This window comes from Actinomycetospora sp. CA-101289 (assembly GCF_050955895.1).
Taxonomy (GTDB): Bacteria; Actinomycetota; Actinomycetes; order Mycobacteriales; family Pseudonocardiaceae; genus Actinomycetospora.
This window is the reverse complement of sequence record NZ_CP192093.1, coordinates 2,789,852-2,808,898: the sequence shown is the minus strand read 5'-3', so window position 1 is coordinate 2,808,898 and position 19,047 is coordinate 2,789,852. Positions and strand designations below refer to the sequence as shown.

Below are 19,047 nucleotides of genomic sequence, written 5' to 3'. Positions count from 1 at the left end.
CGTTCAGCCTAACCGCGCCCTACGTGCGTGATCTTCCCGGCTATGGCCGAGAAGATCGCTCACGTACGGGTGGCCGCCAGCGCGTCCGCGAGGGTGAAGTTGCCGGCGTAGAGGGCCTTGCCGACGATCGCGCCCTCGACGCCGATCGGGGCCAGGGCGGCGAGCGTGCGCAGGTCGTCCAGCGACGACACCCCGCCCGAGGCCACCACCGGGCGGTCGGTGCGCGCGCACACGGCCTCGAGCAGCTCGGTGTTCGGGCCGGTCAGCGTCCCGTCGCGCCCGACGTCGGTGACGACGTAGCGCGCGCAGCCCTCGGCGTCGAGGCGGGCGAGCACGCTCCACAGGTCGCCGCCGTCGGACACCCAGCCGCGCGCCGCCAGCCGGTGGCGTCCCTCGCTGATCTTGACGTCGAGGCCGACGGCCACCCGGTCGCCGAACTCGGCGATCGCCGACGCGCACCACGCCGGGTCCTCGAGAGCCGCCGTGCCGATGTTCACCCGGGCGCAGCCGGTGTCGAGCGCCCGGCGCAGGGACGCGTCGTCGCGGATGCCGCCGGAGAGCTCGACGGCGATGTCGACCTCGTCGACGACCCGGGCGAGCAGCTCGGCGTTCGCGCCCCGGCCGAACGCGGCGTCGAGGTCGACGAGGTGCAGCCACGCGGCCCCGTCGTCGGCCCAGGCCCGGGCGGCCTCGAGGGGGTCGCCGTAGCCGGTCTCGGTGCCGGCCACACCCTGCACCAGGCGGACGGCCTGGCCGTCGACGACGTCCACGGCGGGCAGCAGGTCGATGGTCACGGCGGGCGATTTTGCCCTACGGGCTCGTGAGCGCTTCCCCGTGCCAGGGCACGGGCAAGCGCTCACGAGCGCGACAGCGCCAACCGCCGGCGCTCCAGCAGCTCCCGCTCGGCCACCGTCCGGACCAGCGCCAGCGCGCGGTCGAGCTCGGCGACCGCCTCGTCGATGCGACCCAGGGCGGTGAGCATGTCGGCCCGGACCGCGGGCAGCAGGTGGTAGCCGGCCAGCGTCGGGTCGGTCATCAGCGGCTCGAGCACCGCCAGCCCCGCCTCGGGACCCTCGGCCCGCGACACCGCCACCGCCCGGTTCAGCTCGACCACCGGCGAAGGCGTCAGCGCCGCCAGCTCGGCGTAGAGCGCGGCGATCGCGGCCCAGTCGGTGTCGTCGGTGGAGCGCGCGCGGGCGTGGCAGGCGGCGATCGCGGCCTGCAGCGTGTAGCGCCCCCGCGACCCCTCCGAGCCCGCCTCCGCCCGCGCCAGCGCGGCCAGGCCCCGCTGCAGCAGGACCCGGTCCCAGCGCGCGCGGTCCTGGTCGCCGAGCAGCACCGGCTCGCCCGACGGCCCCACCCGCGCCCGCAGCCGCGAGGCCTGCAGCTCCATGAGCGCGACCAGCCCGTGCACCTCGGGCTCGCCGGGCTGCAGCGCCGCGAGCACCCGGCCCAGCCGCATCGCCTCGACGCAGAGCGCCGGGCGGGTCCAGTCGACGCCGGTGGTGGCGGCGTAGCCCTCGTTGAACACGAGGTAGACCACCTCGAGCACCGCCCCCAGCCGCGCGGCCAGCTCGTCGCCCGTCGGCACCGCGAGCGCGTCGGGCCCCACGCCGGCCAGGCGCTTCTTGGCGCGCGAGATCCGCTGCCCGATCGTCGGCGACGGCACGAGGAAGGCGTGGGCGATCTCGTCGGTGGTCAGCCCCCCGAACAGTCGCAGGGTCAGCGCGACCCGCGACTCGCGCGCCACCGCCGGGTGGCAGGTGGCGAAGAGCAGGGCGAGGAGGTCGTCGCCGACGGCCGCCGCGCCGTCACCGACCGCGACGTCCGCGGCCGGGGCCACAGCGTCGTCGCCCGCCCGCCCTACGAGCAGCTCCGTCTTGCGCGCCAGCGTCTGCTCCCGGCGCACGACGTCGATCGCCCGCCGCCGGGCCGTCGCGGTCAGCCAGGCGCCCGGGTTGTCGGGCACCCCCTCGCGCGGCCACTGCTCCATCGCCGCGACCAGCGCGTCGTGGGCGAGCTCCTCGGCGCGGCCGACGTCGCGCACCACGCGCGCGACGCCGGCCACGATCCGGGCCGACTCCATCCGCCACACCGTCTCGAGGACGCCGAAGGGATCGGCGTGGGCGGGCTCGGTCGCGGTGGTCACCGCCCGGTCAGCTCCCGTGCTGCTCGGTCTGGCGGGCCCGCAGCTCCGCCTCGGCGTCGAGCACCTCCTGCGGGGCGATGCCCTCGAAGTCCTCGGGCTCGCTCACGCGGCGCACCTCGAGGCGCTCGCCGCTGCGGAACGGGGCCCGGCGAGCCCACGACAGGGCGTCGGACAGCGAGTCGACCTCGAGGATCCAGAACCCGCCGACCAGCTCCTTGGCCTCGGTGAACGGGCCGTCGCTGACGGTCGGCTCCTCCCCGTCGAACGCGACGACGGCGCCCTGGGCGCTGGGCATCAGGCCCTCGCCGGCGAGCAGCACGCCGGCGTCGACCATCGCGGTGTTGAACTTGCCCATCTCCTCGAACATGGCGGGGTCGGGCGGGGTGGCCGACTGGGCGGCCTCGTCGTACTTGAGCAGCAGCATGAAGCGCACGGCGATCTCCTGGGGACTCGTCGGGGAGGGGTGGGGGTCAGACCTGGTCGCGCTCGGCCTCGCGCTCGGCCACGCGCCGGCGCAGCGTGGCCTCGGCGTCGAGCACCTCGGCGGGGGCGATGCCCTCGAGGTCGCTCATCTCGGCGATCCGCCGGACCTCCAGCGTCACGCCGGGGCCGATCGGGCAGCGCCGGGCCCACTGCACGGCCTCCTCGCGCGAGGCGACCTCGAGGATCCAGAACCCCGCGACCAGCTCCTTGGCCTCGGCGAACGGCCCGTCGGTGACGCTGGCCGACTCGCCGTCGTGGGTGACGACGAAGCCGTCGGCGCTCGGGGTCAGGCCCTCGGCGGCCAGCAGGACGCCGGCGTCCACGAGCTCGGTGTTGTAGCGGCCCATCGCCTCGAAGACCTCCTCGGGCGGCGGGCCGGCGCTCTCGCCGACGCTCATCGACTCGGGGGCCTGCATGATCAGCATGTAGCGCATGGGGTGCTCCTCGCGGCTCGTCGGCGGGGCGTCTCCCCCGCCGCTCGCCCAGGCGTCGAACGGGTGCGCCGTCCTTCGACACTCCTCGGCCGAGGAATTCCTACCGCAGGACGCCGAGCCAGTTGGTCAGCAGGTGCGCGCCCGCGTCGCCCGACTTCTCGGGGTGGAACTGGGTGGCCGAGAGCGGCCCGTTCTCGACGGCGGCGACGAAGTCCTCGCCGTGGTGCGCCCACGTGACCCGCGCCGGCGCGAAGTGCTCCGGCGCCTCCTGCTCCCAGCGCCGCACACCGAACGAGTGCACGAAGTAGTAGCGGGTCTCGGGGTCGGTGCCGGCGAACAGGACGCTGTCGGCGGGCGCGGAGACGGTGTTCCAGCCCATGTGCGGCAGGACGTCGGCGTGCAGCTTCTCGACGGTGCCCGGCCACTGGCCCGCGCCCTCGGCCTCCTCGCCGAACTCGACGCCGCGCTCGAACATCACCTGCATGCCCACGCAGATGCCGAGCACCGGGCGTCCGCCGGCCAGGCGCTGCTCGACGAGGCGCTCGCCCTGCACCGAGCGCAGGCCCGCGGCGCAGGCGGCGAACGCGCCCACGCCGGGCACGACCAGCCCGTCGGCCTCGAGCGCGGCCTGCCGGTCGGCGGTGACCTCGACGTCGGCGCCCACGCGCTGCAGCGCCCGCTCGGCGGAGCGCAGGTTGCCCGAGCCGTAGTCGAGCACCACGACGCGCGGGCTGCGGGAGGGGCGGCGCGCCGGGGTCGTCGTCGCGCTGGTCTCCGTGGTCACGGACTCCACGGTACCGAGCGTGAGGCGGGCACGTCGCCGCGCACCTCGAGCACCAGCAGGCCCGGGTCGGACCGCTCGACGGGCCGCACGAGGCCCTGCGCGCGCAGCCGGTCCACCGCCTCCGCGTAGCCGTGGGCGGCCCACGTCGCGTCGTCGACCGCGGCGACGAGGACCCCGCCGACGCGCACGACCCGGGCGAACCCGGTCAGTGCCCGCGGCCCGAGGTGCCCCGGCGCGAAGCCGCCCCGACAGGTGACGACGTCGAACTTCGCCGACGCCCCGGGCACCCCGTCGCGCAGGTCGGCGGGGCCGAGGTCGTGGTAGACGCGGCGGCGCCGGGCCCGGTGGATCATGCCCGGGGAGAGGTCGAGCCCGTCGATCGAGGTGAACCCGCGCTCGGCCAGCTCCGCGCCGACCAGGCCCGTCCCGCAGGCGGCGTCGAGGACGTCGGCGCCCGGCCCGGCGATCTCGGTGACGACGTCGGCCACCCGCGACGCGTCCGGGTGCCCCATGAGGCCCGCGACGTCGACGTCCTCGTAGGTGGCGGCCCAGTCGTCGTAGAGCCGGCGCACCTCGGCGACGTCGGTGGCGGCGGTGATCTGCGCGAGCCGGGCGGCGGCGTCGGCGGTGTCCGCGGTCTCGGGGGTACCCACGATCCCCTTCCCGGGCGTCGGTCTGCGTGCCGGAGGTTCCCGTTGTGCACCGGGTCAACCGTCCGGATCGCCGGGGCGCTACGACACCAGACGCAGGATCGCCCCGCCGAGGGCGAGGACGGCGAGCGCCGCCAGGACGCCGGCCACGAGCCGGTTGCGAGACCAGAAGCTGACCACGCCGCCGATGAGGAAGCCGCCGAGCGCGAGGAGCCCGACGACGAGCACGTCGGACGAGCTCACGACTCCAGGACGCCCTTCGTCGACGCGGGGCCCTCGAGGCGGGCGTCGGGCTCGGTGGCGGCGCGCAGGGCGCGGGCGATGGCCTTGTACTCGGCCTCGGTGATGTGGTGCGGGTCGCGGCCGCCGGTGACCCGGACGTGCAGGGCGACGCCGGCGTGGAAGGCGATGGACTCGAACACGTGGCGGTTGAGCACCGTCGGGTAGTTGCCGCCGACCACGAAGCCGGTCATCACCTCGGGCTCGCCGGTGTGCACGCAGTACGGGCGGCCCGAGACGTCGACGACGGCCTGCGCGAGCGCCTCGTCCATCGGTATCCAGGCGTCACCGAAGCGGCGGATGCCCGACTTGTCGCCCAGCGCCTGCTTGAGCGCCTGGCCCAGCACGATCGCGACGTCCTCGACGGTGTGGTGGGCGTCGATCTCGACGTCGCCGGTGGCCCGCACGACCAGGTCGAACGCGCCGTGCTTGCCCAGCGCGTCGAGCATGTGGTCGAAGAACGGGACGCCGGTGGCGACCTCCGTCCGGCCGGTGCCGTCGAGGTCGAGCTCGACGAGCACGCTCGACTCCTTGGTCACGCGCTCCACACGTCCGGTCCGGGCCACGCCCTCACGGTACCGGGAGAGGGAGGTCCGGCTCAGCGGCGCACGACCGTGACGTGCGCGTTGCCCGCCCCGCCGGGCACCAGGGAGTCGACGCGGTAGGCCGCGGGCAGGCCCTCGAGGCCCTCGAAGAGCCGCTCGCCGGCCCCGGCGAGGATCGGCGCGACGACGAGGTGCAGCTCGTCGACCAGGCCCTCCGCGAGGAACGCCCGCACGGTGGCCACGCCGCCCCCGAGCCGGACGTCCCGCCCGCCGGCGGCCTCGGTGGCGCGGGCGAGCACCTCGGCCGGGGTGGCCCCGAGGAAGTGGAAGGTCGTGCCGCCGCCCATCACGAGCGAGGGACGCGGGTGGTGGGTCAGGACGAACACGTCGTGGCCGTACGGCGGCGTCTCGCCCCACCAGCCGCGCCACGCCTCGTCGGGCCACGCCCCGCGCACGGGGCCGAACATGTTGCGCCCCATGATCGTCGCGCCGATGCCCTCGTCCCCGGCCCGGAACGCGGCGTCGTCGGCGCCGGTGCCCTCGCCGCGGAAGCTCGGCATCATCCAGTCGTGCAGGCCCTCGACGCCGTCGCCGAAGGGGGCGTCGGCGCGCTGGTCGGTGCCGGTGCCGAACCCGTCGAGGGTGATCGTGAAGGCGTGCACGCGCAGGCAGGCCATGGTGCGCTCCCGAGAACAGTGGTTGCACTTCGCAACCGGCTGTCGCGACGCTAGCGCGGGGCAGTGGTAATCTGCAACCAGTCGAGCGCGGGAGGGACCATGCGCCAGGACGGCCGATCCGGCTGCCCGATCAACCGGGCGGTGGAGGCGCTGGGCGACCACTGGACCCTGCTGGTGCTGCGCGACATCGTCTTCGGCGGCCGCCGCCACTTCCGCGAGCTGCTGGCCGGCTCGGAGGAGGGCATCGCCTCGAACATCCTCGCCGACCGGCTGCGCCGCCTGGTCGAGGACGGGATGCTCACGCGCGACGACGCCGGGCGCGGACGGCGGGCGACCTACAGCCTCACCGAGTCCTCGATCGCGCTGATCCCCGTGTTCGTGGCGCTGGGCTCCTGGGGTCTGCGCCACCGCGAGACCACCGAGGAGCTCGCCGTCCGCGCCGAGCTGCTCGAAGCGGGCGGGCCGGAGATGTGGGCCGACTTCACGGCAGAGCTCCGCGAGCAGCACCTGGCCGTCCCCCGGCCCCACCCCGAGCGGCCGCCGGTGCGCGAGCGCCTCGCGGCGGCCCGGGAGACCGCCGCGGCCCGCCCGGCCGAGAACACCGCCTGAACCCGGCTCCGTCCGGGTAGACGCCGGTCATGTCCGACTCGCCCGGCACGGGCCTGACCGTCGCGATCACCGGCCCCACCGGCACCTTCGGCGCCGGGCTCGTCCCGCTGCTCGAGGCCGACGAGCGCGTCGGGCGCATCGTGGGCGTCGCCCGCAGCCCCTTCGACCCGGCCTCGCGCGGCTGGACGTCGATGGAGTACCGGCCGGGCGACGTGCGCGACCCCGCCACCCTGCGCGACGCCTTCGCGGGCGTGGACGTCGTGGTCCACCTGGCCTTCCTCATCACCGGCAACGCCGACCCCGCGACGCTGCGCGCGGTCAACGTCGACGGCACCCTCGAGGCCTTCCGCGCGGCCGCGGCGGCCGGCGTCAGCCGCTTCGTCAACGCCTCCTCGGTGGCGGCCTACGGGTTCCACGCCGACAACCCGCCGGCCATCGGGGAGGACTGGCCCGTCCGCCCCGCCGACCGCCTCTTCTACGCGCAGGACAAGGCCGAGACCGACCGCTGCCTGCAGGAGGCCGCGCGGGCGCACCCCGACACGGCGCTCTACCAGGTGCGGCCCACGATCGTGGTCGGCCCGGACGCGCTCGGGGCCAAGGACCTGCCCGCTCCCCTGCCGGCGCTGCTCGCCGCCGCAGGCCGACTGGGTGGCCTGCTGGGCGCGCGACGCGGCCGGCTCCCCGTGCCCGTCCCGGTGCTCGCGCCGACGCTGCGGCTGCAGTTCGTGCACGCCGACGACGTGGGCGACGCGCTGCGCCGCTGTGTGGTGGGCGACGGCCCACCCGGCGCCTACAACCTCGCCGGCGAGGGCGTCGTCGGCCTCGACGAGGTGCTGCGCGAGGTCGGCGCCTACCCGCTGCCGGTCCCGGACACGCTGCTGCGCACCGCCGCCCGCGCCACCGCGCGGCTGCCCCTGCCGCCGACCCTGCAGTGGGTGGAGGCCGCCGCGGCCCCGCCGATCGTCGACACCACCCGCGCCCGCGAGGAGCTGGGATGGCGTCCCCGCTGGAGCGGCCTGGAGGCCCTGCGCGACACGCTCGACCCCGGGCTCACGCCCGCAGGACGTCCGCGCTGACCTCGAGGAACCGGTCGTTCTCCGCCGGCGTGCCCACGGTGACCCGCAGCATCCCCGGGATGCCGACGTCGCGGACGAGCACCCCGGCGTCGAGGTAGGCCTGCCAGGCGGCGTGCGCGTCGCCGTGGCGGGCGGGGAAGCCGCCGTAGAGCAGGAAGTTCGCGGTACTGGGCACCACCTGGGCGCCGAGGTCGTGCAGGCGCGCGGCGATGCGGTCGCGCTCGGCGGCCAGCGTCGCCACCAGCGCGAGCGTGTCGTCGGCGTGCTCGAGCGCGGCGAGCGCGGCGGCCTGCGTGAGCGACGACAGATGATACGGCAGGCGCACGAGCATCAGCGCCTCGATCACCGCCGGCGCCGCGGCGAGGTAGCCCAGCCGCCCGCCGGCGAAGGCGAACGCCTTGGACATCGTGCGGCTGACCACGAGCTTGTGGCCCAGCGGCTCGAGGAGCTCGACGGCCGACGGGCCGGACGAGAACTCGACGTAGGCCTCGTCGACGACCACCAGCCCGGGCGCGGCGTCGGCGATCGCCCGCAGCTCGTCGAGGTCGATCGACTGCCCGGTGGGGTTGTTGGGCGTGGTCACGAACAGCACGTCGGGCTGCTTCTCGGCGATCACCGCGACGGCCTGGTCGGCGTCGAGCGAGAAGTCGTCGCGCCGCGGCGCCGGGACCCACTCGGTGCGCGTGCCGGCGGCGAGGATCGGGTGCATCGAGTACGACGGCTCGAAGCCCAGCGCGCGGCGCCCCGGCCCGCCGAAGGCCTGCAGCAGCTGCTGGAGCACCTCGTTGGACCCGTTGGCGGCCCAGAGGTTCTCGGTGGCGAGCGCGACGCCGGTCGCCCGGGTCAGGTAGGCCGCGAGCGCCCCCCGCAGGGCGGTGTGGTCGCGATCGGGGTAGCGGTTCAGGGTCGCGGCGGCCTCGCGCGTCGCGGCGGCGACGCTGGCCACCAGCGCCGGGGGCGGCGGGAACGGGTTCTCGTTGGTGTTGAGCGCGACCGGGATCTCGAGCTGCGGCGCGCCGTAGGGGCTGCGCCCGCGCAGGTCGTCGCGCAGGGGCAGGTCGTCGAGGGTGACCCCGGCGCCGATGACGTCGGACACCTCAGCGGTCCTTCCGTCGCCCGAACCGGGCCGTGACCGCCTGCCCGTGCGCGGGCAGGTCCTCGGCGTCGGCGAGGGCGACGACGCGGTCGGCCACCTCGGCCAGCGCCTCGGCGGAGTAGTCGACGACGTGGATGCCGCGCAGGAAGGTCTGCACCGACAGGCCGCTGGAGTGCCGGGCGCAGCCGCCGGTGGGCAGCACGTGGTTGGACCCGGCGCAGTAGTCGCCGAGCGAGACCGGGCTGTGCGGGCCGACGAACACCGCGCCGGCGCTGCGCACCCGGGCGGCCACCCCGCGCGCGTCCGCGGTCTGGATCTCCAGGTGCTCGGCGGCGTAGGCGTCGACGACCCGCAGGCCGTCGTCCACCGACCCCACGAGGATCACGCCGGACTGGGGCCCGCCCAGCGCGGTGGTGATGCGCTCGGTGTGCTTGGTGGTGGCCACCTGGGCGTCGAGCTCGGTGTCCACGGCATCGGCGAGCTCGGGCGAGGTCGTGACCAGCACCGACGCAGCGGCCGGGTCGTGCTCGGCCTGGCTGATGAGGTCGGCGGCCACGTGCACGGGGTCGGCGGTGTGGTCGGCGAGCACCGCGATCTCGGTGGTGCCGGCCTCGGAGTCGATGCCGATGCGCCCGCGCAGCACCCGCTTGGCGGCGGTGACGTAGACGTTGCCGGGCCCGGTGACCATGTCGACCGGCTCGAGCGGGGTGCCGTCGGTGTCGACCCCGCCGTACGCCAGCAGCGCGACGGCCTGCGCGCCGCCGACCGCCCACACCTCGTCCACGCCGAGCAGGGCCGCCGCGGCGAGGATCAGCGGGTGCGGCCGGCCGCCGAACTCGGCCTGCGGCGGCGAGCAGACGACCAGCCCCTCGACCCCGGCCTCCTGGGCGGGGACGACGTTCATGACGACGCTGGAGGGGTAGACCGCGAGGCCGCCGGGCGCGTAGAGCCCCACCCGCGACACCGGCACCCAGCGCTCCGTGACCGTGCCGCCGGGCACGACCTGGGTGGTGGTGTCGGTGCGCCGCTGGTCGGCGTGGACGGTGCGCGCCCGCGCGATCGAGGTCTCCAGCGCCGCGCGGACGTCCGGGTCGACGGCGACGAGGGCCTCGCGCAGGGCGGGCCCGGGCACGCGCACCGACGCGGGGCGCACGCGGTCGAACTGCTCGGCGTACTCCATCACTGCGTCGACCCCGCGCTCGCGCACGGCCTCGATCACCGGGGTCACCCGCTCGACCACGGCGTCGATGTCGACCGCCGCCCGGGGCAGCATCGCGCGCAGGGCGGCGGGGGCGGGGACGTCGTCACGCAGGTCGATCCGGGACAGCACGTGACCAGCCTAGGTGCCTTCGGCACGTGAGCACTTCTTCGGCCCAGAGCACCAAGAAGTGCTCACGTGCGCGCAGCGCACCTACGCCCCGTTGCGGGTCACCGAGAACGACGACGTCCGCAGGCCGGTGCCCCCGGTCCACGGCTCGAAGCCGGCCTGGACGCTGGTGAGGAACCAGGTGAACTTCACCACCCCGGCGCGGGTGGCCTCGCGGACGAAGTCGGTGAGCGGGAGGTTCGAGACCGACGTCGTCGGCGTCTTGCGCACGAAGGAGATCACCGGCAGGTCGATGCGGCCGTACCAGACCTCCCAGCGGGTGCCGGCGAGGACGATCTCGTAGTACTTCTGCCCGATGGGCTGCACCCACGTGGTCCGGTTGAGCCAGATCATCATCTCGGCGCCGGTGTTGCGGCCTGCCTGGGTCGCGATCGGGTCGAACCAGATGTCGTAGGCGGTGTTGTACTGCTGGGTGCCGCCCCCGGTCGGCCGCGACGTCACCCAGCTCGAGCGCAGGTTCCCGAGGTCGGAGACGCGGCGGGGGAACGGGCTCTTCTGGGTGCAGTAGCCGTAGACGCACCCGCGGTAGATCGACGGGTAGGCCGCCGGGCCGGTGGTGTTCGTGTGCCGCGCGGTGTCGACGGTGAAGCCGACCCCGCTCGCGGCCGCGGTGATGCACTGCTCGGTGCTCGCGCCCCAGCGGTTGTTCTGGACGACGTAGGTGGCCCCGGCCAGCGGGAACGACCCGAACTGGTCGCAGGTCCGGGCGGGTGCGGCGGACCCGCTGCCCGCCCCGGCGAGCAGGCCCGTCGCGATCAGCGCCGCCGCCAGCGCCCCGACGACCCCGCCGTGCACGCCCCGCCGTCGTCCCCCACGCGTCACGAACATCCCCCGGTGGCCGCGGCGCCGGGGGCCGGAGGCCCGCGCACGCCGTCGTCCCACAACGCGCCAGGCGCGCCCGCGGTGTGCCCCGATCGGGTGTCGGACGCTGCCGTGGACACCGGTGACGAGGAGCGACCGCGCCGAGTGGATCACCGCCGGGTACTGGTGTGACGGGCAGGTGGGTGGGCACTCTGCACCGCGTGAGTGCGAAAGCCGAGATCGGCGTCAGCGGACTGGCCACGATGGGGCGGAACCTCGCCCGCAACCTCGCCCGGCACGGGCACGTGGTGGCGCTGCACAACCGCAGCGCGCAGCGCACCCGTGACCTGGTGGACAACTTCTCCGACGAGGGGACGTTCGTCGCGTCCGAGTCGGCGCAGGAGTTCGTCGACGCCCTGGAGAAGCCCCGGCGCATCGTGCTGATGGTGCCGGCCGGCGCCGCGACCGACGCGGTGATCGACGAGTTCACCCCGCTCCTCGAGCAGGGCGACGTGATCATCGACGCCGGCAACGCGCACTTCCTCGACACCCGCCGCCGCGAGAAGGCGCTGAGCGAGTTGGGCCTCAACTTCGTCGGCATGGGCGTGTCCGGCGGCGAGGAGGGCGCCCTCAACGGCCCCTCGATCATGCCGGGCGGGCCGAAGGAGGCCTACGACGCGCTCGGCCCGCTGCTGGAGGACATCGCAGCGAAGGTCGACGGTGAGCCCTGCTGCACCCACATCGGCGCCGACGGCGCGGGCCACTTCGTGAAGATGGTCCACAACGGCATCGAGTACGCCGACATGCAGCTCATCGCCGAGGCCTACGACCTGCTGCGCAAGGGCCTGGGCCTGGAGCCCGCGGCGATCGCGGACACCTTCCGCTCGTGGAACTCCGGGCGGCTCGACTCCTACCTCATGGAGATCTCTTCCGAGGTGCTCTCGCACGTCGACGCCGACACGGGCAAGCCGTTCGTCGACGTCGTCGCTGACGAGGCCGAGCAGAAGGGCACCGGGCGCTGGACCGTGCAGGGCGCGCTGGAGCTGGGCGTGCCGGTCACCGGCATCGGCGAGGCGGTGTTCTCGCGCTCGCTGTCGGGCCACCGCGACCTGCGCGACGCCGCCCGCGGCCTGCCGGGCACCTCGGGCGCGGTGCTCGAGGGCGCCGCCGCCGAGGGCTTCGCCGACGACATCGAGCAGGCGCTCTACGCCTCGAAGATCGTCGCCTACGCCCAGGGCTTCAACCAGATCCAGGCCGGCGCCACCGAGTACGACTGGTCGATCGACCTCGGCGCGGTCGCCTCGATCTGGCGCGGCGGCTGCATCATCCGCGCGCGCTTCCTCGACGAGATCACCGCCGCCTACCGCCGTGACCCGGCCCTGCCGACCCTGCTGGTCGACAGCGCGTTCTCCGAGGCACTCGCCGGGGCCCAGGACTCCTGGCGGCGCGTGGTGGCCGTCGCCGCCCAGCTGGGCATCCCCGCGCCCGGGTTCTCCACCGCGCTGGCCTACTACGACGCCCTGCGCGCCGAGCGCCTGCCCGCGGCGCTGATCCAGGGCCAGCGCGACTTCTTCGGCGCCCACACCTACCGGCGCACCGACCGCGAGGGCACCTTCCACACGCGCTGGGCCGAGGAGGGGCGCCCGCAGGAGGAGCGCTGACCGCGCTCCCCCGGCGCCGGTCTCAGGCCTCCTGCTGGGCCCGGGCGTAGGCGAGCTGCAGGAAGTCGGCGCCCGCCAGCGCCGAGAAGCTGCCCGCCACGAGGCGGGTCAGCCGGGGCGCGACGACGAGGCCGAGCCCGAAGGCGCTGACGATCCAGACGTCGAGGCAGAACGGGCAGGTCACCAGCTCGCCGACGGCGTGGCGCATGCCGCCCTCGCCGCGGGGCTCGTCCATCACCTCGGCCGGGCCGCCCTGGCCGTTGTGGTGGGTGAACGGCGCGCGCAGCGGGCTCGCCACCGACTCCTTGGTGATCGCGCGGGAGATCTTGTGGGTGCCCAGGGCCATCGTCACGAGGTCCTTGACCGACACCTCCTCGGCCAGCTCCCGCCCGGCGGCCCGGGTCAGCAGGGTCGCGACCGCCAGCAGGGCGAGGTAGACGCCCAGCAACGCCGCGTGCGACGCCACGGGCTGGGTGCTCTCGCCGCGGTACTCGGCGGCCTCGTCTCGTCCGATCTGTGCCAGTCGCGCCACGGTGCGCCTCCTGTCGTGCGGCGGCGCCCGTGGGGGCGCCGGCGGGGACCGGCTCGTGCTCGACCGGGGACCGCTCCGGCTACCCGATCGGTTCCCGGATCAGCCTTCGGGACGTTCCGGCACCGCGTCCATCGCCTCGGTCGGGGCGCGCATCGCCTTCACCTTCCGGCGGTGCCGGCGGTAGCGCCGGAACAGCATGACGAGCACGAGCGCCCCGAGCAGCACCCCGACGACGATCTGGAACACCCCGGAGTAGCGCTCGACGAGGTACCAGCGCGAGCCCAGCGCGTAGCCGCCGTAGACGAACACGGAGTTCCAGATCAGGCTGCCCAGCAGCGTGAGCAGGCCGAACTCCCACCACGGCATGCGGCGGGCGCCCGCGGGCAGCGACACGAGGCTGCGGATGCCGGGCACCATGCGCCCGAGGAACACCGCCCAGCGGCCGTGGCGGTCGAACCAGCCCTCGGCCCGGCGGACGTCCTCGAGGTGCACCATCGGGATCTTCGACAGCACCTGGCGCACCCGGTGCTCGGGCGCGAGCATGCCGACGAGGTAGAGCGCGACCGCGCCGACCACCGAGCCCCCGGTGGTCCAGGCGATCGCGGAGAACACCGAGAACTGGCCGCGCCCGGCGGCGAAGCCCGCCAGCGGCAGGATCACCTCGCTGGGGATCGGCGGGAACACGTTCTCGAGGGCGACGATGATGCCGGCGCCCGGCGCGCCGAGCGTCGCCATGAGGTCGCTCGCCCACCCGGCCAGACCGCCACCGCCGCCCGGTGCCGCTGCCTGCACGGTCGACCAGCTCACGGAAAGCGGCCCGATCAGGCGCGGGCCTTGGCGCGGATGCGCTGGCGGTTGCGCAGGTGCGAGTCGAGCTCGACCTTGCGGATGCGCACGGCGCCCGGGGTGACCTCGACGCACTCGTCCTCGGAACAGAACTCCAGGGCCTGCTCGAGGGAGAGGATGCGCGGCGGGGTGAGGCGCTCGAGGACGTCCTGCGAGGACTGACGCATGTTGGTCAGCTTCTTCTCGCGGACGATGTTGACCTCCATGTCCTCGGACCGGTTGTTCTCGCCGATGACCATGCCGGCGTACACCGTCGTGGTCGGCCCGACGAAGAGCTCGCCCCGGTCGGCCAGGAGGGCGACGGCGTGCCCGGTGACCGCACCGGCACGGTCGGCGATCAGCGAGCCGGAGATGCGCGCGCGCAGCTCGCCGACCCAGGGGCCGTAGCCGTCGAAGAGCTGGTTGGCGATGCCGGTGCCGCGGGTCTCGGTGAGGAACTCGGTGCGGAAGCCGATCAGGCCCCGCGAGGGCACCCGGTACTCCATGCGCACGTTCTGCGAGGACGCGGAGTGCTGCATCTCGAGCAGCTCGCCCTTGCGGGCCGCCAGGAGCTGGGTGACGGCGCCAAGGTAGTCGTCGGGCACGTCCACCGAGAGGCGCTCGAACGGCTCGTGGACCTTGCCGTCGACCTCCTTGGTGACCACCTCGGGCTTGCCGACGGTGAGCTCGAAGCCCTCGCGGCGCATCTGCTCGACCAGGATGGCCAGCGCCAGCTCGCCGCGGCCCTGCACCTCCCAGGTGTCGGGGCGCTCGGTGGGCAGCACGCGCATCGACACGTTGCCGACCAGCTCGGAGTCGAGGCGGTTCTTGACCAGGCGCGCGGTGAGCTTGGTGCCCGGCTTCGGGTCGCGGCCCGCCATCGGCGAGGTGTTGGTGCCGATCGTCATGGCGATCGCGGGCTCGTCGACCGTGATGCGCGGCAGCGGGTGCGGGTCGTCGGGGTCGGCGAGGGTGTCGCCGATGGTGACCTCGGCGATGCCGGCGACGGCGACGATGTCGCCCGCGTCGGCGAACTCGGCCGAGACGCGCTCGAGGCCCTCGGTGCGCAGCAGCTCGGTGACCTTGACGCGCTGGACGGTCCCGTCCTCGCGGCACCAGCCGACCTGCTGGCCGCGCCGGATGCGCCCGGAGCGCACGCGGCAGAGCGCGATGCGCCCGAGGTAGGCCGAGGCGTCGAGGTTGGTGACGTGGGCCTGCAGGACGCCGTTCGGGTCGTCGGCCGGGGCCGGCACCTCGGACATCAGCGTGTCGAACAGCGGCTGGAGGTCCGGGGAGTCCGGGACCTCGCCGTCGGCGGGCCGCTCGACCGACGCCTTGCCGGCGCGGGCGCTGGCGTAGATCACCGGCAGGTCGAGCAGGTGCGCGACGACGTCGTCGTCGAGGTCGAGGTCGGTGGCCAGCTCGAGCAGCAGCTCGAGGGACTCGTCGACGACCTCGGCGCAGCGCGCGTCGGCGCGGTCGGTCTTGTTGACGACCAGGATCACCGGCAGGTGCGCCGAGAGCGCCTTGCGCAGCACGAAGCGCGTCTGGGGCAGCGGGCCCTCGCTGGCGTCGACCAGCAGCACCACGCCGTCCACCATCGACAGGCCGCGCTCGACCTCGCCGCCGAAGTCGGCGTGGCCGGGGGTGTCGATGATGTTGTAGGTGACGCCGTCACGGTGCACCGCGGTGTTCTTCGCGAGGATCGTGATGCCCTTCTCGCGCTCCAGGTCGCCCGAGTCCATGACCCGGTCGACCAGCTCGGCGCGCGCGGCGAAGGCGCCCGACTGGCGCAGCATGGCGTCCACCAGCGTCGTCTTGCCGTGGTCGACGTGCGCCACGATGGCGACGTTGCGCAGGTCGGCGCGTCCCGAAGTGGACTCGGAACGCTCGGGGGCGGTGACGGACACGCGGGGGACTCCAGCCGGAAGGGAAGGTTCGACGCCTCCAGGTTACGGGGCGTGATCCCGCCCACCGGCGGCGACCGGGGTGTCCCCCACCACGTCGGCCGTCACGACCTCACCGATGCGGGGTGCGAGCTTGGCCAGGTTCTCGCCCCAGACGACCTGCACGACCCCGGCGCGGGCCCGCTGGACACCGTCGTCGAGGCCCCGGGTCGGCGTGCATCGGACCTCCTCGACCGGCGTCGGGTCGAGGTGCGGGAGGTGCCGGCGGACGTGGTCGACGACGGCCTCGCGGGACCGGCGGGCGACCTCCTCGACGCCCAGGTCGAACGCGGTGTCGGCGTCGGCGAGGTGGCCCCGATCGCCCAGTGCCCCGAGCGCGTGCGGTGCTGGTAGGTGCTGGCCAGGGGCCCGTCGGCGCGCCCGTCGAGGTGGCAGGGGCGGTCGGCGGGGCCGTCGAAGGTGAAGCGGACGTGGTGCTCGAGGACGTCGGGCACGGTCACGCCCAGGGGCGCCACGAGCGCGGGCGTGCCGGCACCCGCAGTGACCACGACGGCGTCGGCCGCGAGGGGGTCGCCGTCCGCGAGGTGCACGGTGCCGTCGGCGTCGACGGCGGTGACCGTCGCGCGCTCGGGCGACACGGCGGCGATGAGGAAGGCGCCGGTGGCGACGAGGTCGAGCACCCCGCCCGCGGGGTCGTGCAGGGCGCCGTGGCGGTCGACCCGGTGCACCGCGCCCGCGGCGGACATCGCCTCGGCCCAGGCCGGCACGCGCGGCCCGGTGACCACCAGGCGCTCGGCGCCGACCAGCGTCCGCCGCGCCCGCATCGACCAGTCGTCCCAGAGCTCCGAGGCGCGGCGGGCCTCCGCGACCAGCGCGGGATCGCCGTGGGCGACGCGGAAGATGCGCGTGTCGCCGACCGACCGGGCGCCCATCGGCGGGCCGGTGTCCAGGCAGCGCACGTCGGCCCCGGCCGCGCGCAGGCTGTACGCCGTGGCGAGCCCGACGACGCCCGCCCCGACCACCGTCACCCGCACGTGCGCCCTCCCGACCCCGAGACCGGGATCAGGGTGCACCCCGATCCGCGGGCCCGCAGCGGCGCGCAGGCTCGGGTCATGAAGATTCTGGTGTGGGTCCTGGCGGGGATCGGTGCGCTCGTCCTGGTCGGCGGCGTGGTCCTGCCGTTGGTGTCGTGGCTGCTCGGCGCGTTGGTGTGGCTGGTGCCGGCGGCGCTCGTCGTCGGCGGGGGCGTGTGGCTGGCGCGCTCGCACCGCAAGCGAGTCGACGCTCCGGTCGAGGCGCGCCGACTGCCCTGAGGCGGGTCAGCTCGACGACGCCCGGGGCGAGCGCGGCGCGAAGACCCCCTCGACGGCGAACGCCGGCAGGACGGCCTTCGACAGCGGGGCCGCGACCTCGCGCAACCGCGCCGTCCCCTCGGCGCCGAGGTGGCGCCACGGCCCGAGGGACATGCGCGTGGTGTGGTCCTCGATCTCGGCGCGCAGGGCGACGCCCGTCTCGGTGAGTCCACGGTGCCCGGCCTCCGGCGCGTCAGCTCCGCTGCGCTCCGTGCCGCCTGCGTCGAGGAGGCCGCGCTCGGTCAGCCCGGCGCTCGCGTCGCTCCACTGCTCGGGCGACCAGCCCCGGCTGCGCTGGGCGAAGGCGACGGTGAAGCCCCTGCCGGTGGCGGTGTGGGTCACGAGCGCCTCGATGCCCGAGAGCCCGGCCGAGAGCAGCGCGTGGAGGTGGGCGTCGCCGCGGTGCTCGCGCAGCAGCGTGACGCCGTGCCAGAGCGCGAGGTGCGGTTCCTCGGGCCAGGGCAGGTCGGCGTGCGCGGCGTAGAGCGGGCGGTCCTCCCCCGTCGCGCCGTCGCACGCGCGCCGCACGAGCTCGCCGGCCTCGGTGACCGCCCGCGACGACACCTGGTCGTCGAGCAGGCGGCGCAGGGCCGCGTCGGCGGCGCGCAGCCGGGCGTTGACGACGTCGGCCGGCGCCGCCTGCGCCCAGACCATCGGCACCGAGCGGGCCACGAGCGCCGGGTTGAAGTTGAAGAACGTCGCGGCCACCACGCCCGGCCCCACCGCGCCCATGGGGGCGGAGCGCTGGGCGAAGTACTGGTCGCGGTCGCGGGTGATCCCGGCCGGCGCCAGCTCCTCGCCCACCTCGGGCACGAAGTAGATCATCGAGTGCAGTGGTTCGAGGCGCGCCGCGAGGGCGGCGGCGTCGGCGGGGTCCACGGCGGTGTCGGAGGGTGCGGCCACGGCGCTCACCGTCCCACGCCGAGCGGACCCCCGCCCGGGGCAGACTGGACGCATGCCGTCCTGGCCCGACCGGGCCCCGCTCGGGGGCCTCGCCCCGCGCCGGCGGGCCTTCCTGCTGGCCCTGCTCGCGCTCGCCGCCGTGCTCGTCGTGCTGGTCGGCGTCGGGGTGGCCCGCGAGTACCGCGTCCCGGCCGCCGCCGACCCGGACGTCCCGGGCGCCGTGGTGATGGTCCCCGGCTACGGCGGCAACCGCGCCGCGTTCATCGCGCTCGCCGAGCGCCTGCGCGCCGACGGGCGGCGCGCCGTGATCGTCGACCTGCCCTCCGGGGGCACCGGCGACCTCGTCACCCAGGCCGCGACCGTCGACGACACCGTGCGCGGGCTGCTCGACGAGGGCGCGCCCTCGGTCGACGTCGTCGGCTACTCGGCGGGCGGGGTCGCCACCCGCGTCTACCTCGACCGCGGCCGCACCGCGCCGGCCGTGCGCCGGGTGGTGACGCTGGGCTCGCCGCTGCAGGGCGCGGAGCTCGCGGCCGCGGGCGGGGCGCTCGTGCCCGGCGCGTGCCCGCGGGCGTGCCAGCAGCTCGCGCCCGGCAGCGCCCTGCTCACGGGCATCGCGACCGCGCCGCCCGGGCTGCCGTGGCTCTCGCTGTGGACCGCCGACGACGAGACCGTGACCCCGCCCGAGTCCGCCGAGCTCCCGGGCACCGACCCCGTACGCCTGCAGGACGTGTGCAGCGACGCGACGATCACCCACTCGCGGCTGCCCAGCGACCCGCTGAGCGTCGGCCTGGTCCTGCGAGCCCTGGGCACCGGGCCGCTGCCGACCGCCGACCCGGGCGAGTGCGACGCCCTGCGTGCCGAGGGCACCTCCGGCACGTGAGCAGAATTTGGTGC

General features: G+C 75.2%; 22 protein-coding genes. 5 read left to right on the top strand and 17 right to left on the bottom strand.

Annotated elements, in window-relative coordinates:
• Positions 1-59: 59 nt before the first annotated feature.
• The 9 genes from priA to ACQPX6_RS13970 all read right to left on the bottom strand — a co-directional run bounded on the left by priA (position 60) and on the right by ACQPX6_RS13970 (position 6,001).
• The gene (priA, locus tag ACQPX6_RS14010) at positions 60-794 is read right to left on the bottom strand and encodes a bifunctional 1-(5-phosphoribosyl)-5-((5-phosphoribosylamino)methylideneamino)imidazole-4-carboxamide isomerase/phosphoribosylanthranilate isomerase PriA (protein WP_433787921.1); all 735 of its coding nucleotides are present in this window, start codon (positions 792-794) and stop codon (positions 60-62) included.
• Positions 795-856: 62 nt separating this feature from the next.
• Positions 857-2,086: an RNA polymerase sigma factor gene (locus ACQPX6_RS14005; protein WP_433788265.1), complete on the bottom strand. Its 1,230-nt coding sequence runs from the start codon at positions 2,084-2,086 to the stop codon at positions 857-859.
• 70 nt (positions 2,087-2,156) lie between these two features.
• Positions 2,157-2,573, bottom strand: a complete 417-nt coding sequence (locus tag ACQPX6_RS14000) for a YciI family protein (protein WP_433788264.1) — start codon at positions 2,571-2,573, stop codon at positions 2,157-2,159.
• Positions 2,574-2,619: 46 nt separating this feature from the next.
• The gene (locus tag ACQPX6_RS13995; RefSeq protein ID WP_433787920.1) at positions 2,620-3,066 is read right to left on the bottom strand and encodes a YciI family protein; all 447 of its coding nucleotides are present in this window, start codon (positions 3,064-3,066) and stop codon (positions 2,620-2,622) included.
• A 100-nt stretch (positions 3,067-3,166) separates the two neighbouring features.
• Positions 3,167-3,850: an imidazole glycerol phosphate synthase subunit HisH gene (gene hisH / locus ACQPX6_RS13990; protein WP_433787919.1), complete on the bottom strand. Its 684-nt coding sequence runs from the start codon at positions 3,848-3,850 to the stop codon at positions 3,167-3,169.
• Positions 3,847-4,503 carry a class I SAM-dependent DNA methyltransferase gene (locus ACQPX6_RS13985; protein ID WP_433787918.1) on the bottom strand — a complete coding sequence of 219 codons (657 nt, stop codon included), beginning with the start codon at positions 4,501-4,503 and terminating at the stop codon, positions 3,847-3,849. The genes hisH and ACQPX6_RS13985 overlap by 4 nt, the downstream gene beginning before the upstream one ends.
• Before the next feature lie 78 nt (positions 4,504-4,581).
• Positions 4,582-4,743: a hypothetical protein gene (locus ACQPX6_RS13980; protein ID WP_433787917.1), complete on the bottom strand. Its 162-nt coding sequence runs from the start codon at positions 4,741-4,743 to the stop codon at positions 4,582-4,584.
• Positions 4,740-5,345 carry an imidazoleglycerol-phosphate dehydratase HisB gene (gene hisB / locus ACQPX6_RS13975; protein WP_433787916.1) on the bottom strand — a complete coding sequence of 202 codons (606 nt, stop codon included), beginning with the start codon at positions 5,343-5,345 and terminating at the stop codon, positions 4,740-4,742. Before hisB ends, ACQPX6_RS13980 begins: the two co-directional genes overlap by 4 nt.
• 32 nt (positions 5,346-5,377) lie before the next feature.
• Positions 5,378-6,001, bottom strand: a complete 624-nt coding sequence (locus tag ACQPX6_RS13970; RefSeq protein WP_433787915.1) for a dihydrofolate reductase family protein — start codon at positions 5,999-6,001, stop codon at positions 5,378-5,380.
• 99 nt (positions 6,002-6,100) lie between these two features.
• Between ACQPX6_RS13970 and ACQPX6_RS13965 the strand changes: the two genes are divergently transcribed.
• Together ACQPX6_RS13965 and ACQPX6_RS13960 are read left to right on the top strand one after the other, a co-directional pair.
• Positions 6,101-6,610 (top strand): winged helix-turn-helix transcriptional regulator, encoded by a 510-nt coding sequence (locus ACQPX6_RS13965; protein WP_433787914.1) that lies wholly within the window; start codon positions 6,101-6,103, stop codon positions 6,608-6,610.
• A 29-nt stretch (positions 6,611-6,639) separates the two neighbouring features.
• Positions 6,640-7,686 carry an NAD-dependent epimerase/dehydratase family protein gene (locus ACQPX6_RS13960; RefSeq protein ID WP_433787913.1) on the top strand — a complete coding sequence of 349 codons (1,047 nt, stop codon included), beginning with the start codon at positions 6,640-6,642 and terminating at the stop codon, positions 7,684-7,686.
• On the opposite strand, the gene ACQPX6_RS13955 is transcribed toward ACQPX6_RS13960, so the two are convergent.
• From ACQPX6_RS13955 to ACQPX6_RS13945, 3 genes are all read right to left on the bottom strand, one after another.
• The gene (locus ACQPX6_RS13955) at positions 7,661-8,782 is read right to left on the bottom strand and encodes a histidinol-phosphate transaminase (protein ID WP_433787912.1); all 1,122 of its coding nucleotides are present in this window, start codon (positions 8,780-8,782) and stop codon (positions 7,661-7,663) included. The two genes, ACQPX6_RS13960 and ACQPX6_RS13955, sit on opposite strands and share 26 nt — an antisense overlap.
• Before the next feature lies 1 nt (position 8,783).
• Positions 8,784-10,112 (bottom strand): histidinol dehydrogenase, encoded by a 1,329-nt coding sequence (gene hisD / locus ACQPX6_RS13950; protein WP_433787911.1) that lies wholly within the window; start codon positions 10,110-10,112, stop codon positions 8,784-8,786.
• A gap of 81 nt (positions 10,113-10,193) precedes the next feature.
• Positions 10,194-10,964, bottom strand: a complete 771-nt coding sequence (locus ACQPX6_RS13945; protein WP_433787910.1) for a GH12 family glycosyl hydrolase domain-containing protein — start codon at positions 10,962-10,964, stop codon at positions 10,194-10,196.
• Between the two features lie 227 nt (positions 10,965-11,191).
• On the opposite strand from ACQPX6_RS13945, the gene gndA reads away from it, so the two are divergent.
• The gene (gndA, locus tag ACQPX6_RS13940) at positions 11,192-12,631 is read left to right on the top strand and encodes an NADP-dependent phosphogluconate dehydrogenase (protein ID WP_433787909.1); all 1,440 of its coding nucleotides are present in this window, start codon (positions 11,192-11,194) and stop codon (positions 12,629-12,631) included.
• Positions 12,632-12,653: 22 nt separating this feature from the next.
• Here gndA and ACQPX6_RS13935 read toward each other — a convergent pair whose 3' ends face one another.
• The 4 genes from ACQPX6_RS13935 to ACQPX6_RS13920 form a co-directional block, all read right to left on the bottom strand.
• The gene (locus tag ACQPX6_RS13935) at positions 12,654-13,163 is read right to left on the bottom strand and encodes a DUF1360 domain-containing protein (RefSeq protein WP_433787908.1); all 510 of its coding nucleotides are present in this window, start codon (positions 13,161-13,163) and stop codon (positions 12,654-12,656) included.
• 99 nt (positions 13,164-13,262) lie between these two features.
• Positions 13,263-13,898, bottom strand: a complete 636-nt coding sequence (locus tag ACQPX6_RS13930) for a DedA family protein (protein ID WP_433788263.1) — start codon at positions 13,896-13,898, stop codon at positions 13,263-13,265.
• An 86-nt stretch (positions 13,899-13,984) separates the two neighbouring features.
• Positions 13,985-15,898: a translational GTPase TypA gene (gene typA / locus ACQPX6_RS13925; RefSeq protein ID WP_433787907.1), complete on the bottom strand. Its 1,914-nt coding sequence runs from the start codon at positions 15,896-15,898 to the stop codon at positions 13,985-13,987.
• Between the two features lie 101 nt (positions 15,899-15,999).
• Entirely contained in the window at positions 16,000-16,929 is a 930-nt protein-coding gene (locus tag ACQPX6_RS13920; RefSeq protein WP_433787906.1) for an FAD-dependent oxidoreductase, read from the bottom strand.
• Between the two features lie 78 nt (positions 16,930-17,007).
• Between ACQPX6_RS13920 and ACQPX6_RS13915 the strand changes: the two genes are divergently transcribed.
• Positions 17,008-17,208, top strand: coding sequence for a hypothetical protein (locus tag ACQPX6_RS13915; RefSeq protein WP_433787905.1), 201 nt, complete (start codon positions 17,008-17,010; stop codon positions 17,206-17,208).
• 6 nt (positions 17,209-17,214) lie between these two features.
• On the opposite strand, the gene ACQPX6_RS13910 is transcribed toward ACQPX6_RS13915, so the two are convergent.
• A complete protein-coding gene (locus ACQPX6_RS13910; protein ID WP_433788262.1) occupies positions 17,215-18,126 on the bottom strand; it encodes an SCO6745 family protein in 912 nt (303 codons plus the stop codon).
• A 76-nt stretch (positions 18,127-18,202) separates the two neighbouring features.
• Between ACQPX6_RS13910 and ACQPX6_RS13905 the strand changes: the two genes are divergently transcribed.
• The gene (locus tag ACQPX6_RS13905) at positions 18,203-19,033 is read left to right on the top strand and encodes an esterase/lipase family protein (RefSeq protein WP_433787904.1); all 831 of its coding nucleotides are present in this window, start codon (positions 18,203-18,205) and stop codon (positions 19,031-19,033) included.
• Positions 19,034-19,047: the final 14 nt, after the last annotated feature.

What these genes read in the sequence shown, in the direction of transcription:
- ACQPX6_RS14005 (WP_433788265.1), bottom strand. Translation starts at nt 2,086, where the DNA reads ATGGAGTCGGCCCGGATCGTGGCCGGCGTCGCGCGCGTGGTGCGCGAC.
- ACQPX6_RS14000 (WP_433788264.1), bottom strand. Translation starts at nt 2,573, where the DNA reads ATGCTGCTGCTCAAGTACGACGAGGCCGCCCAGTCGGCCACCCCGCCC.
- ACQPX6_RS13995 (WP_433787920.1), bottom strand. Translation starts at nt 3,066, where the DNA reads ATGCGCTACATGCTGATCATGCAGGCCCCCGAGTCGATGAGCGTCGGC.
- ACQPX6_RS13970 (WP_433787915.1), bottom strand. Translation starts at nt 6,001, where the DNA reads ATGGCCTGCCTGCGCGTGCACGCCTTCACGATCACCCTCGACGGGTTC.
- ACQPX6_RS13965 (WP_433787914.1), top strand. Translation starts at nt 6,101, where the DNA reads ATGCGCCAGGACGGCCGATCCGGCTGCCCGATCAACCGGGCGGTGGAG.
- ACQPX6_RS13960 (WP_433787913.1), top strand. Translation starts at nt 6,640, where the DNA reads ATGTCCGACTCGCCCGGCACGGGCCTGACCGTCGCGATCACCGGCCCC.
- ACQPX6_RS13930 (WP_433788263.1), bottom strand. Translation starts at nt 13,898, where the DNA reads ATGGCGACGCTCGGCGCGCCGGGCGCCGGCATCATCGTCGCCCTCGAG.
- ACQPX6_RS13915 (WP_433787905.1), top strand. Translation starts at nt 17,008, where the DNA reads ATGAAGATTCTGGTGTGGGTCCTGGCGGGGATCGGTGCGCTCGTCCTG.
- ACQPX6_RS13905 (WP_433787904.1), top strand. Translation starts at nt 18,203, where the DNA reads ATGCCGTCCTGGCCCGACCGGGCCCCGCTCGGGGGCCTCGCCCCGCGC.